The organism is Methylobacterium sp. V23, assembly GCF_002917135.1.
GTDB lineage: Bacteria > Pseudomonadota > Alphaproteobacteria > Rhizobiales > Beijerinckiaceae > Methylobacterium.
In genome coordinates this window covers 110,502-123,304 of the sequence record NZ_PDHT01000001.1, presented here as the reverse complement: position 1 = coordinate 123,304, position 12,803 = coordinate 110,502, and the positions used below count along the sequence as shown (strand labels likewise).

11 protein-coding genes are annotated in these 12,803 nt (G+C 70.2%); 7 read left to right on the top strand and 4 right to left on the bottom strand.

What is annotated here, in order from left to right:
- Positions 1–2 precede the first annotated feature (2 nt).
- Positions 3–1,181: a methionine adenosyltransferase gene (gene metK, locus CRT23_RS00505; protein WP_055946935.1), complete on the bottom strand. Its 1,179-nt coding sequence runs from the start codon at positions 1,179–1,181 to the stop codon at positions 3–5.
- Positions 1,182–1,322: 141 nt separating this feature from the next.
- Positions 1,323–1,748: a helix-turn-helix transcriptional regulator gene (locus CRT23_RS00500; RefSeq protein WP_055946934.1), complete on the bottom strand. Its 426-nt coding sequence runs from the start codon at positions 1,746–1,748 to the stop codon at positions 1,323–1,325.
- Between the two features lie 511 nt (positions 1,749–2,259).
- Between CRT23_RS00500 and CRT23_RS00495 the strand changes: the two genes are divergently transcribed.
- From CRT23_RS00495 to CRT23_RS00465, 7 genes are all read left to right on the top strand, one after another.
- A complete protein-coding gene (locus CRT23_RS00495) occupies positions 2,260–2,457 on the top strand; it encodes a DUF2735 domain-containing protein (protein WP_146056303.1) in 198 nt (65 codons plus the stop codon).
- Between the two features lie 868 nt (positions 2,458–3,325).
- The gene (locus tag CRT23_RS00490; protein WP_103708189.1) at positions 3,326–4,153 is read left to right on the top strand and encodes a DNA-binding protein; all 828 of its coding nucleotides are present in this window, start codon (positions 3,326–3,328) and stop codon (positions 4,151–4,153) included.
- 38 nt (positions 4,154–4,191) lie between these two features.
- Positions 4,192–5,670, top strand: a complete 1,479-nt coding sequence (locus CRT23_RS00485) for a M48 family metalloprotease (protein ID WP_181017216.1) — start codon at positions 4,192–4,194, stop codon at positions 5,668–5,670.
- A 497-nt stretch (positions 5,671–6,167) separates the two neighbouring features.
- Complete coding sequence (locus CRT23_RS00480) at positions 6,168–7,439, top strand: ATP-binding protein (RefSeq protein ID WP_055946927.1); 1,272 nt, start codon at positions 6,168–6,170, stop codon at positions 7,437–7,439.
- A gap of 15 nt (positions 7,440–7,454) precedes the next feature.
- Complete coding sequence (locus tag CRT23_RS00475; RefSeq protein ID WP_055946925.1) at positions 7,455–7,832, top strand: response regulator; 378 nt, start codon at positions 7,455–7,457, stop codon at positions 7,830–7,832.
- 134 nt (positions 7,833–7,966) lie between these two features.
- On the top strand, positions 7,967–8,632 hold the full coding sequence (locus tag CRT23_RS00470) for a DJ-1/PfpI family protein (protein ID WP_103708524.1): 666 nt from the start codon (positions 7,967–7,969) through the stop codon (positions 8,630–8,632).
- Between the two features lie 185 nt (positions 8,633–8,817).
- Complete coding sequence (locus CRT23_RS00465) at positions 8,818–10,290, top strand: amino acid permease (protein WP_055946923.1); 1,473 nt, start codon at positions 8,818–8,820, stop codon at positions 10,288–10,290.
- A gap of 45 nt (positions 10,291–10,335) precedes the next feature.
- On the opposite strand, the gene CRT23_RS00460 is transcribed toward CRT23_RS00465, so the two are convergent.
- A complete protein-coding gene (locus CRT23_RS00460) occupies positions 10,336–11,235 on the bottom strand; it encodes an MBL fold metallo-hydrolase (RefSeq protein ID WP_055946922.1) in 900 nt (299 codons plus the stop codon).
- 231 nt (positions 11,236–11,466) lie between these two features.
- Complete coding sequence (locus tag CRT23_RS00455) at positions 11,467–12,696, bottom strand: murein L,D-transpeptidase family protein (RefSeq protein ID WP_146056302.1); 1,230 nt, start codon at positions 12,694–12,696, stop codon at positions 11,467–11,469.
- Positions 12,697–12,803: the final 107 nt, after the last annotated feature.

Below are 12,803 nucleotides of genomic sequence, written 5' to 3'. Positions count from 1 at the left end.
GGTCAGGCCAGGGCCGACTTGAGGCTGTCGGCCAGGTCGGTGCGCTCCCACGAGAAGCCGCCATCGGCCTCCGGGGCGCGGCCGAAATGGCCGTAGGCGGAGGTGCGGGCGTAGATCGGCTTGTTAAGGCCGAGCTTCGTCCGGATGCCGCGGGGCGACAGGTCGAAGGCGTTCATCAGCACGTCCTCGAGCCGGGCCTCGTCGACCTGACCGGTCCCGTGGAGGTCGACATAAATCGACAGCGGCTTGGCGACGCCGATGGCGTAGGCGAGCTGGATCGTCGCGCGGGTGGCGAGACCGGCCGCCACCACGTTCTTGGCGAGGTAGCGCGCCGCGTAGGCGGCCGAGCGGTCGACCTTCGTCGGATCCTTGCCCGAGAAGGCGCCGCCGCCGTGGGGCGCCGCGCCGCCGTAGGTGTCGACGATGATCTTGCGGCCGGTGAGGCCGGCATCGCCGTCGGGGCCGCCGATCACGAACTTGCCGGTCGGGTTCACGTGCCAGGCGGTCTCCTCGGAGACCCAGTTCTGCGGCAGGGCGGCCAGGATGTAGGGCTCGACGATGGCGCGCACGTCGGCGGAGTCGAGCGACTCGTCGAGGTGCTGGGTCGAGAGCACGATCTGCGTGACGCCGACCGGACGGCCATTCTCGTAGCGGACGGTGACCTGGCTCTTGGCGTCGGGGCCGAGCTTGGCGGCGTCGCCCTGGCGGGCCTTGCGGGCGTCGGCGAGGTCCTTGAGGATCTTGTGGGCGTAGTAGATCGGCGCCGGCATCAGCTCGGGCGTCTCGTCGGAGGCGTAGCCGAACATGATGCCCTGGTCGCCCGCGCCCTCGTCCTTATTACCGGACGAGTCCACGCCCTGGGCGATGTCGGCGGACTGGGCATGCAGGTAGATGGCGATGTCGTTGTTCTTCCAGTGGAAGCCCGACTGCTCGTAGCCGATGTCCTTAACCGCTGCGCGGGTCAGCTCGGTGAGATGGTCGAAGGTCACGGAATCGGGACCGCGCACCTCGCCCGCGATGACGATGCGGTTGGTGGTGGCCAGGGTCTCGACGCCGAGGCGGGCCTCCGGCATGGCCGCGAGATAGGCGTCCACGACGGTGTCGGAGATCCGGTCGCAGACCTTGTCGGGATGGCCTTCCGAGACGGACTCGCTCGTGAACAGGTAATTTGAACGCGGCATTGAGGCCCCCGATGCTCCGGGCGCCAGGCTCTTGCGGCGCCGTTTCCAATTGATCAGGCGCGAGTGTCTGGCAGGACGGCCCCGCAGGGTCAAGCCGGAAGAGCGGATAAATCCGCCAAAGCGAACGAATCGGACGATAGATCAGCCGTCGAGCTTGCGCCCGATTGCCTGCAGGATCGCGGCGAATCGCCGGCGCTCGGGTTCGGGGAAATGGGCGTTCACGTGCTGCACCACCACATCCGTCAGGCCCAGCCAGGGATTGTCGGCCGCGTAGGCCTGCTGGGACGCCTCGGAGAACCCGGGCCCCGCTTCGCCGCCGGACGGCACCGCACCCTCGTGCTCCAGCCCGTCGAAGAAGTAGGCGATCGGCACCCCGGTCAGCCGGCTGAAGGTGTCGAGATGGAGGGCGCTGATGCGGTTGGTGCCCTTCTCGTACTTCTGCAACTGGGCGGCCGACATCCCGAAGCTCTGGGCGACGCGCTTCTGGGTCAGGGACGCCCTCTTGCGCTGCTCCGCGATGCGCTGCCCCACATGAACATCCCGTGCGTCGGTCTTCTGCCCAGCCATCTCGCCCGTCCCACGCTCTGCTGCGAGCCCTTGCAGCGCCAGGGCCTGACCACGTCCGGACCCGTCGCCCTCAACGCAGGCTTCGCTGCGGAGACGACCTGCCTTCCGTTCGCCCGGCGGGACGGTATGGCCCCCTCCCGCAGGCGTCAAACCGAACCGCCACCCCGGGGACCGGGCGGCCGAGCGATCATGTGGACAAGCCGCAGACCCCACATTTCCCGCACCGCGACCACGCCCAGGCAAGAGGCGCGGTCGAGCCCCGGGGTAGACGGCACGATCGCACCCGTTGGTGCGGCGCGTGAAGAAACGCCAGGTCAAGAAGCGGTCATGCCCGATTTCGCGCCTCGAACGGTCAGAGACCTTGACCAATCCTGAAAGAATATGCGGCAAGCCTATATTTCTCGCATCTGAAGGATTTCACCGGGTCCTTGTGATGCAAAACGTATCAGACAGACCTATACTCTCGTCCAACGGCGCTGCGAAGGCAGCGCATGAAAGGACCTCTCCCTCCATGACTATGGGACATCATCAACAGACGGCCACGATCCTGCCCTTCCGCAACCCACGGGTCTCCGCGGCACAGGGCGTACCCGCGATCGGCAAGACGGACGGCGCGACCAAGGGGCAGCGCCCGTCGCCGGTGGCCTACCACGACAGCTGGTATCATCAGGCGGCCATCGAGGAAGACGCGCGAAGCCGCAAGCCCTAGGGCAGCCCCTCCGAACCGCGCGTCCCTCAAGAGATCGCGCCTCAGGAGATCGGGCCGAAGCTTTCCCGCCCGCCCACCTTGTTCGCCGGTTCAACGCGCGTTTCGCTGGCGCGCTCCCCGACAGGCGGACCCGTACGGGTCGGGTCTTGCCATGGCGGAGATGGGTGAGGGCGGCGCAGCGGCCCAGGCCTTCGCGCGGCCTTCGAGCTCTTGTGTGACGTCACCGCCTCCGCAAGTCGGACACGGCGCGTATGTGGTGGCGTCCCCGGCAGGTCTCGAACCTGCGACCCCAGGTTTCATCCCACTTCGGCTTCCGCCGCCGCGCGCCCGGAGACGCCCGTTCGTGGTCTGGACTATCCCTTCACCGTAGGCTTCGTCGCCGAACCCCTTAGGTGCCGCCCGTCTAGTCTCTACACCGTCCCGAAACCCGCGGATGCGGGTACCGGGCTTGGCTCGGGATTGGCTGCGTGCGCCAGGAGCACACGTTGAGCGTTCCCCGAATTTGAGCGGATCCGCCGCGCGGTTTCCCCTCGCGACGCCCAATTGTGATCTAGGAAACCTGTGCTCTGTCCAGCTGAGCTACGGAGACTCACCGGGGGCGTTCCTAGCATCATCGTCCGGACCCGCCAACCGGGGATGCATGCCGTCACCAGTCCGCCGCGAGGCTCGGCCCATCGGCCCCTCCCCGGCAGACCGTCCTGCCCCCTGGGACCTTCCCGCTGCGGTCATGGCGCTGTGGCCATCTTGCCGCAATGCGGCATGAACCGGCCTCTGCGCCGACGCTCTTCCTTGTCTCCGCCCCGTACGGGGCGACAATGGCGAGGGATTCGCACCATCGTCGGACACCATCGCCGGGGAGTCGGTTTTCGTGACGATCGCACAGCGACGATCGCCCCGCCCGCGGGAAGCACGGCGTCTCGGCCTAGCCGTCGGCGCGGTCCTCGCGCTGCCGAGCCCGGCCGGCGCGGTGGCGCCCGAGTGCCGTGAGGCGCCGGCTCGGGCGGAGCGTCTCGCCGGTCTCGACGCGCGGGGCGAGCTGATCCTCGCCTCGGGCCAGCGGGCCGTGCTGGACGGTGTGCGCTGGCCTGAAGACGCGGATCTGGCGTCGGAGGCCCGTGCCTGGCTGCTTGCCCGGAACGGACGCTCCCTGACGCTGGTCGCCCGGGGCGAGAGCGATCGCTGGGGCCGGTCCCACGTCGACGCCACGGTGGCCGAGACCGACCCCGAAGCGGCGACGCCCGACCTCGCGGCCGGGCTGGTGGCCCTCGGCCTCGTGGCGGTCGACGCGGGCGAGCGGGACACCCTGTGCCGGCCGGCCCTCCTGGCGGTCGAGGCCGGGGCGCGACGACGCGGCATCGGCCTCTGGCGCCAAGCCGGTCCGGACGTCCGGGACGGCCCGGCCCTGCGCGCCAGACTGGGTCACTTCCTCGTGGTGCAGGGGGCGGTGCGGTGGGTCGGCGAGCGCCCGCGCCGGACGTATCTCGACTTCGCACGCCGGGGCGAGGAGGGGCTGACCGTGACCGTGTCGAAACGCACTTGGCGCGTCTTGCAGGAACGTGGTTTGAGTGCGGCCTCCCTGCGCGGGCGGCAGGTCCGGGTCCGGGGGATGGTCGAGGCGTGGCGCGGCCCGACCCTCGACATCGCGAGTGCCGACATGATTGAAATTCTGGACGGGGAGCAGGCGCAGCGGCGCTGAACGGCATGGGTTCGATCCTCCGCCTTACGATGCGCGCGATGGCCGCTCCTTCGCCGGCGGCCCGGCTCCGGCTCGGCCGGCAGGCCGCAGCCTGGCCGCTCCTCGGGCTGCTGCTCACGGGCTGCATCGGCGACCAGACCGGTGCCGTCGTGCAGAAGGCGGCGTTGGCCGTGCCCCGCGAGGCTCCGCGCACGACGGGGCGCGAGCGCACCGCCTCGGACGCCGACCACGCCAAGCTCGTGACCTCCTTCGGCGGCGAGTACCGGTCCCCGGCGACGCTCCGTCTCGTCAGCGACGTGACCGACCGCCTCGTCAAGGCGACCGAGCGCCCGGAGGAGACCTACGCGGTCACCCTGCTCGATTCGCCCGTCATCAACGCCTTCGCGCTGCCGAGCGGCCGGCTCTACGTCACCCGCGGGCTGCTGGCGCTGGCGAGCGACACCTCGGAGGTGGCCGCCGTCCTCGCCCACGAGATCGCCCACGTCACCCTGCGCCACGCCACGGCGCGCACCGAGCTGGCGCTGCGCTCGCAGCTGGTCAGCAAGGTCGTGGCCGACGTGCTCAACGATCCCGTGACGGGCGCCCAGCTCCAGAGCCAGTCGAAGTTCGCCCTGGCGCGGTTCTCCCGCGACCAGGAACTCGAGGCCGACAGCGTCGGGGTGCGCACCCTGGCACGCGCCGGCTACGATCCCTTCGGCGCCGGCCGGTTCCTCACGGCCCTGAGCCGGACCACGGCCCTGAAGACCGGCACCGGCATGGCCGGAGAACCCGACATGCTGGCGACCCATCCGGGCACCACCGAGCGCATCACCCTGGTGACCCGCGCCGCCCGCCTGATCGGTGCCCCCGGCCTCGGCGTCGACGAGCGCGCCCGCTACCTCGCGGCCATCGACGGCATCGCCTACGGCGACAATCCGGGCGACGGCGTCGTGCGCGGGCGCAGGTTCCTCCATCCCGCCCTCGGCATCGCCTTCGAGGTGCCGGAGGGCTTCTCGATCGAGAACACCCGGAACGCGGTCCTGGGCACCACCGGAGAGGGCAGCCGGCGCCTGCTCTTCGATCAGGTCGAGAGCAATCCGGGCCAGGGCCTCGACGAGGTGCTGAAGGCGACCTGGAACGATGTCGTCGAGCCGGGCTCCCTGGAGAACCGGATGGTCGCCGGCTACCCGGCGGCCACGGCCCTGTCCCGCGGCAAGGACTGGACCTTCCGCCTCGCCGTGATCCGGGTCGGCGAGACCACCTTCCGGATGATCATGGCGGCCAAGGGCAGCACCGACCCGGACGGCGCTTTCCGGCGCTGGACCGAGAGCCTGTCCGCGATCGATCCGGCCGAGGCCCGGACCCTGCGGCCCCTGCGCCTCGTGGTGGTGACGGCCGGCGCCGGCGAGACCGTCGAGTCCCTGGCACAGCGCATGGTGGTTCCGGACAAGCCGGTGGAGCGCTTCCTCGTGCTGAACGGCCTGGAGCGCGGCGCCACCCTGCGGACGGGCCAGACCTACAAGGTCGTGGTGGAATAGACGCGTCGGGCGAGAGGTGCACCGCGCGACGGGCGCGGCGAGAGGCGATCGGAGTGCGGCGCCGGTCGGGGCCCGGCCGTGCGGGGCAGGATTCCGGGGCAGGATTCCGCGCTCCGGTTTCGCCCGCCGCCTTCGGGCCTCAGCCATCGCAGTGGAGCGATCGGCCGCCGGCGCCCGCCGTGCCCCTGTCGGGGAGTTTCGGCCTGCCGCGGACCATCGGATCCTCCGCCTCGACCGAGACGCCAAGAGGCCGACGCGACATGATGGCCAGCACACGCGGGCCGAGACCTCGTGCCAAACCCGCGCAGCGCCGCAATTCCCACGCGCGGAGCCATAATAAATCAGCGCTCGCCCAGTCGTGACCCTTAATAGCTCAAAGTCAACACGCGCTTTTGTCTGGGACGTCAAGCGTCGTTCAGGCTATAATCCCGCGCAGATCATGCCCACCGAACCTGCCCGGTCGGAAGCGGCAGAACCCGGAGCCTCCGAGACCTGACATGCTCACGATCCTGAGCGGCTTCCTCGACCGCACCAGCCTGGCACCGCACGGGATCTGCCTGCTGTGGCGCCCGGAGCTGATCTGGACGCATGTCGTCTCGGACGCGATCATCGCCTTCGCCTACTTCACCATCCCGGTCGCGCTCGGGGTCTTCGTGACCCGGCGGCGCGACATCGCCTTCGGGTGGATGTTCTGGGCCTTCGCCCTGTTCATCCTCGCCTGCGGCACCACCCACCTCTTCGGCATCTGGACCCTGTGGGTGCCGGACTACGCGGCCGAGGCCGCGATCAAGGCAGTCACGGCCGCCGCCTCGATCGTGACGGCGATCCTGCTCTGGGTCCTGCTGCCACGGGCCCTCGCCCTGCCCTCGCCCGAACAGTTGCGCAGGGCGAATGCCGAGCTGCTGGCGCGGATCGGCGAGCGCGACGCGGCACTGGCCGCCCTGCAGGACGCTCATGCCGAGCGCGACCGGGCCGAGGCGATGCTGCGCCAGAGCCAGAAGATGGAGGCCATCGGCGCCCTCACGGGGGGCGTCGCCCACGACTTCAACAACCTGCTCGGCGTCGTCATCAGCAACCTCGACCGGATCGAGCGCTTCCTGCCTCCGGAGAGCGGGGCCCGCCGCTCCCTGAACGGCGCGCTCACGGGCGCCGAGCGCGCCGCGGCCCTGGTGCAGAAGATGCTCGCCTTCGCCCGGCGCCAGCCCCTCCAGCCGGCGCGGGTCGACCCGAACCGGCTGATCCGCGACCTGTCCGAACTCCTGCGCGGAGCCCTCGGCGCGGTGGAGGGCCCGGAGATGACCCTCGCGCCCCAGGTCTGGCCCGTGTGCGTCGACGCCAATCAGTTGGAGAACGCGCTGCTGAACCTCGCGGTGAACGCCCGGGATGCGACCGAGACGGGCGGGCGCGTGGTGATCCGCACGCGCAACGTTCCCGCAGCGGAGGCCGAGCAGATTCCCGCCCTGCGCCCCCTCGATCACGTGGCCATCGAGATCGCGGATCGCGGCCAGGGCATGAGCCCGGAGGTGCTCGCCCGTGCCTTCGAGCCGTTCTTCACCACCAAGGCGGTGGGTGAGGGCACCGGCCTCGGCCTGAGCCAGGTGTTCGGTTTTGCCAAGCAATCCGATGGGCATGTCGAGATTCAAAGCGAACCGGGCCGGGGCACGACAGTCTGGATCTACTTGCCTCGCGATCGAACCGAGTTATCGTCCCCTTATCCGAGTGGTGAGGCGTCCCGACTCGGTCGCGCACCACGCCTGGGCTACGCCTGACGGAACGCCACGACGATGAGCGGCTCGGCCAAACCACGAATCCTCATGGTGGAGGACGAGTCTCTGCTGCTGGAAGTCATCACGGCCGATCTCGAGGATGCCGGCTTCGCCGTCTTCCAGGCGGCGACCGCCGAGATCGCCCTGAACATCCTCAAGGTGGAAGCGTCCGTCGACATCCTGTTCACCGATATCCGGCTGCCTGGCCTGATGGACGGGTGGCAGCTCGCCGAGGCCGCCCGGACCCTGCGTCCCGACCTGCCGGTCATCTACGCGACGGGATTCTCGCAGACGCCGCCCCGCCTGATCGAGGGCAGCGTGTTCTTCACCAAGCCCTACCGGGCGGCGACGCTGATCAAGGCCATCGAATCCTTCGAGGTCAGGCCGAACGCGTGAGCCAGCCCCCCGGCCCCACCCGCCGCGCCGTCGCGGTCGCCGGGCTCGCGGGTGCCGCGCTGACCGCCGTCGGCGCGTCCGCGGCCGGGGCGTCCGATGCGGAGCCCGCGCAGGCCCCGACGCTGCGCATCGCGATGCTGCTCTATCCGGGCATGACCGCCCTCGATCTCGTCGGCCCGCAGGCCCTCCTCGCCGGCATCGCCGGAGGCGGGCTGCACCTCGTGGCGCGCACGGCGGGCCCCGTCGCGTCGGATACCGGTCTGGCCCTCCTGGCCGGGGACAGCTTCGAGACCTGCCCGCGTGACCTCGACGTGCTGTTCGTGCCGGGAGGCGACGGCACGCCCGCGCAGATGCGCGATCCCGAAACCCTGGCCTTCCTGCGCGACCGGGCGGCGCGGGCCGGCTGGATCACCAGCGTCTGCACCGGCTCGCTGATCCTCGGGGCGGCCGGCCTCCTGCAGGGCTATCGCGCCACCTCGCACTGGTGCGTGCGGGACCGGGTGCTGCCGCGCCTCGGCGCCATCCCGGTGGATGAGCGCGTCGTCTTCGACCGCAACCGCGTGACGGCGGCCGGCATCTCGGCGGGGCTCGACTTCGCCCTGGCGCTCTCCGCGCGCCTCGCCGGTGCGGATGCGGCCCGCACGAGCCAGCTCGTGGCCGAGTACGCCCCGGCGCCGCCGTTCGCGGCCGGAACGCCCGAGACGGCCGGCCCGGCCATCACCGACCGGGCGCGGGCGATCCTCGGCCCGCTCATCGCCGGATCGGACGCGGCGGCAGCGGCAATGTCCACGAGCCCGTGACGGGGGTCCGGCCCGAAATCTGCAGGTGCGGACCCGGGCGCATACCACTCAGGCGGGCAGGCGCCGAGATCGCAGAAGTCGGGCATACGGAGGCCTCGCGCAAGACGGTTCCCACCCGATCATCGCATTCCCGATCGGCGCGGCCTCGCGCGGATCTTCGCTCCCAACCAGGATAGGACACACCCATGGCGGCAGGCTTCGCGGGCGACCTCACCCGCACGAAATCGCTGGACCGGCTGAACCGCGACGCGGAAGGCGGCGAGAACAAGCTCGCCCGCACCCTCGGTCCCTGGAGCCTGATCGCCCTCGGCATCGGCGCGGTGATCGGGGCCGGATTGTTCTCGCTCACCGGCATCGCGGCGGCCGAGTATGCCGGCCCGGCGGTGGTGATCTCCTTCGCCATCGCCGCCATCGGCTGCGCCTTCGCCGGCATGTGCTACAGCGAACTCGCCGGTATGATCCCGGTGGCGGGCTCGGCCTACACCTATTCCTACGCCACCATGGGCGAGTTCGTGGCCTGGATCATCGGCTGGGACCTCGTGCTGGAATACGCGGTGGGCGCCGCCACCGTCTCGGTGAGCTGGTCGAGCTACGTCACGCGCTTCCTGCACGACACCCTGGGCATCAACCTGCCCCCGAGCCTGATCCGCTCCCCGTTCGAGACCTATGCGCTTCCCGACGGCACCCTGGCGCACGGCCTCGTCAACCTGCCGGCGATCTTCATCATCGTGGCGGCCTCGGCGCTCCTGATGATCGGCATCCGGGAATCGGCCCGGGTCAACGCCGTGGTGGTGCTGATCAAGCTCGCCGTGGTGGCTGTCGTGATCGGGGTCGGCCTGTTCTACATCAAGGCGCAGAACTACGTGCCGTTCATCCCCGAGAACACCGGCACCTTCGGCGAGTACGGCTGGAGCGGGATCATGCGGGGCGCCGGCGTGGTGTTCTTCGCCTATGTGGGCTTCGACGCGGTCTCGACGGCGGCGCAGGAGGCCAAGAACCCCCAGCGCAACATGATGATCGGCATCCTCGGGTCGCTCGCCATCTGCACGGTGATCTACATCGCCTTCGCGGGCGTGCTCACCGGCCTCGTGCATTACGACCAGATGAAGGGCGACGCCGCCCCGGTGAACACCGCCATCGGCCAGACGCCGTTCCCATGGCTGCGCAGCCTCGTGACGCTCGGCGTGATCGCGGGCTTCTCCACCGTGATCCTGGTGCTGCTGCTCGGCCAGAGCCGGGTGTTCTACTCCATGAGCCAGGACGGCCTGCTGCCGGGCTTCTTCTCCAAGATCCACCCGACCTGGAAGACGCCCTACCGCTCGAACCTGTTCTTCATGGTGTTCACCAGCGCCTTCGCCGGATTCCTGCCGATTTCCGAACTCGGCCACATGACCAGTATCGGCACGCTCCTGGCCTTCATCCTGGTCTGCGTCGGCGTCATCATCCTGCGCCGAACCCAGCCGGACGCGCGCCGCGACTACCGCGCGCCGCTGGTGCCGCTGGTGCCGATCCTCGGCATCGTCAGCTGCTTCGCCATGATGGTGTCCCTCGACGGGGAGACCTGGCTGCGGCTGGTCGTCTGGCTCGCCATCGGGCTGGTGATCTACTTCGGCTGGAGCCGGCGCCACAGCCGCATCGGGCGCGAGGAAGCGGCCTGATCGCGCCGAAAGGTCCCTCCCCGTCCGGGCGAGGGACCGCGCGCCTCAGGCGGTGCGCGCCAGGGCCAGGGTGGGTGCGCTGCGCACCGGCTCGCCCACCGCCACGGTCTGGCGCTCGCGGGCGATGAAGGCGGTGGGCATCGCCGCCTGCATGTCGGCCTCGACGCTGCGCAGCATCGCGTCGGTGTGGCAGGGATGCAGATGGATGATGGCGAGGGCCTTCACCCCGGCGGCCTGCGCCAGTTCCACGCCCTTCTGCCAGGTCGAGTGGCCCCAGCCCCGGCAGACCGGGTATTCGCCCTCGGTGAACATGCCGTCATAGACCACGAGGTCGGCGTCGCGCACGAAGTCCATCAGGGCCGTGTCCGGCCACGGATCGCTGTGCTCGATGTCGCTGATTACGCAGAGCCGCCGGCCCGCATGCTCGAAGCGGTAGCCCACCGAGCCCTGCGGATGGTTGAGCAGGATCGTGTCGACGGTGGCGCCGTCCGGGAAGGTCAGCCGCTCGCCGGCCTTGAAGCCGTGATGGGCCAGCCGACAGGGAATGATGTCGAGGGTGACGGGAAACAGCGGCGGCGAGAACAGCCGGTCCAGGGCCACGGCGGCGCTCTCTCCGTCGAGATTGCCGCAATAGGTGTTGAGGGTGCGCTCCGGGTCGAGCACGACGGGCTTGAAGAACGGCAGACCGGCGGTGTGGTCGAGGTGCAGGTGGCTGAAGAGGAGATCGATCTCCTTGGGCATCGCATCGCGGTGATGGCGGCCGCAGGCGTTCAGCCCCGAGCCCGCATCGAGCAGGAACAGCCGCTCGCCGCACCGGATCTCGAGACAGGGCGTGCTGCCGCCGAACTCGATGTAATCCGGGCCGCTGACGGGCGTCGAACCGCGTACACCCCAGAAGGTCAGGGTGAGGCCGTCATCCGCGAAGGGACGGGAGGAGAAAGTCATCGTTCGATTACCATATGCCCCGATCCCAACGCGGATCGGGTGCCCTTCGTCGCACCGGCGCGATCCAATCCTCGCTGGTCGGCGATAAGCGGGTGCCGGGATCGAAGTGGAACTGCTCTGAGGTAGTAAGCCGCCTGCCCCCCCGATGTGCGAGCCCGCACATGGCTGGGTGAGGAGCCCGTCGGCCCGGAACTTCGCCGGCGAACTGTGTCGACCCGGCCACCGGCCCGCTCACCGCTGCGCCAGGACGTCGATGGCGCCCCGGGTCGGACCGGGCGCCGGCAGGTGGCCCGAGAGGCTGAGGCGCACCAGGCGCGGCCAGGCGACGGGATAGGCCTCCGCCCCGGGAGCGGCCGTGGCCAGGGGCGCGAAGAGCATGGCCTTGCGCTCATAGGCGGGCACGAAGCCGGGCATCCGGGTGCGCGAGAGCGGCGAGTCCGGCGCGACCCAGCGCGACCACACCGCTTCGGCCACCTGGACCGGGCGCGGCCGGGCCGCGATGACCACCACCTCCTGGCCCGCATACGCGAGGGCTTCCGGCCGGCTCACGTCGCCGAGGGAGGTCCCCTTGGCCGCGAGCGCCGCCCAGAACGGATGTTGCGCGCCGTCGGAATAGGTGGTGCGCACGGCCGCACTCCCCTCCTCCACCAGGGTGGCGATGCGCGCCTCCTCGGTCCGGTGATAGGCCACGACCTGGGCCTCCTTGACCGGATCCTTCGCGGGCGCGAAGGCGTAGCGACCGCCGGCCACGGTGACGGCCGGCTCTTCGCCGATGGCGTCGAACCGGTCGGCGCCCTCCTTGAGCTGGCGCCAGAAATCGATGTTCGCATCGGTCCGGTGCCGGGCCATGTTCGCGGCCGTCATCCGGAACGGGAAAGACTGGAACTGGAAGGCGGATTGTCCGCCGGCGAAGGCCTCCCGGGCGATGGCGTAGATCTCGCCCACCACCTGGTCCGTCATGGCAAAGCAGCCCATCGACGAGCAGACCCCGTGCACCATCACGGCCGAGCCGGTGGAGCCGTGGGCCCGGTCATAGGCATTGGGGTAGCCGACGTCGAAGGAGAGATAGTAGCGCGAGTTCGGGTTCATCTGGCGCTGGGGCACCGTGTAGAACCCCTCCGGGGTCTGGCGGTCGCCGCTCTTGCGCTTGGGGCCGAGCTGGCCCGACCAGCGGCAGATCGGGAAGGTCTTCACGTGGACGAAGCGGCCGGTGCCGGCCCGCTTCCAGACCTCGATCTCGGATTCCTTCTTGTAGGCCCGGAACAGCACCGGGGCCGCCGCAGTGGTGCCGCGGGCCTGCATCAGCGCCAGGGTGGCGGCCGGAATCGGGGCGAAGGCCTTGGACGGCTCGGCCGAGGCGGGCGACGCCGCGATCACGGCGCCGAGGGCGAGGATCGGGGTCGCGAGGGCGAGAAGGGCCGACGCCGCGCGGCGGAGCGGACCCCAGGACAGGAAGACCATGCGGGGTCCTGAAGAGCGACCCGTCCGCTGGCGGGCGGACGCCCGTGCACGATGCACACCGCTCTGCCTATCGCATCCCAATGGGGCGGCAATAGGGGAAGGCCCCC

What these genes read in the sequence shown, in the direction of transcription:
- metK (WP_055946935.1), bottom strand. Translation starts at nt 1,181, where the DNA reads ATGCCGCGTTCAAATTACCTGTTCACGAGCGAGTCCGTCTCGGAAGGC.
- CRT23_RS00500 (WP_055946934.1), bottom strand. Translation starts at nt 1,748, where the DNA reads ATGGCTGGGCAGAAGACCGACGCACGGGATGTTCATGTGGGGCAGCGC.
- CRT23_RS00495 (WP_146056303.1), top strand. Translation starts at nt 2,260, where the DNA reads ATGACTATGGGACATCATCAACAGACGGCCACGATCCTGCCCTTCCGC.
- CRT23_RS00485 (WP_181017216.1), top strand. Translation starts at nt 4,192, where the DNA reads ATGGCCGCTCCTTCGCCGGCGGCCCGGCTCCGGCTCGGCCGGCAGGCC.
- CRT23_RS00480 (WP_055946927.1), top strand. Translation starts at nt 6,168, where the DNA reads ATGCTCACGATCCTGAGCGGCTTCCTCGACCGCACCAGCCTGGCACCG.
- CRT23_RS00475 (WP_055946925.1), top strand. Translation starts at nt 7,455, where the DNA reads ATGAGCGGCTCGGCCAAACCACGAATCCTCATGGTGGAGGACGAGTCT.
- CRT23_RS00470 (WP_103708524.1), top strand. Translation starts at nt 7,967, where the DNA reads ATGCTGCTCTATCCGGGCATGACCGCCCTCGATCTCGTCGGCCCGCAG.
- CRT23_RS00465 (WP_055946923.1), top strand. Translation starts at nt 8,818, where the DNA reads ATGGCGGCAGGCTTCGCGGGCGACCTCACCCGCACGAAATCGCTGGAC.
- CRT23_RS00460 (WP_055946922.1), bottom strand. Translation starts at nt 11,235, where the DNA reads ATGACTTTCTCCTCCCGTCCCTTCGCGGATGACGGCCTCACCCTGACC.
- CRT23_RS00455 (WP_146056302.1), bottom strand. Translation starts at nt 12,696, where the DNA reads ATGGTCTTCCTGTCCTGGGGTCCGCTCCGCCGCGCGGCGTCGGCCCTT.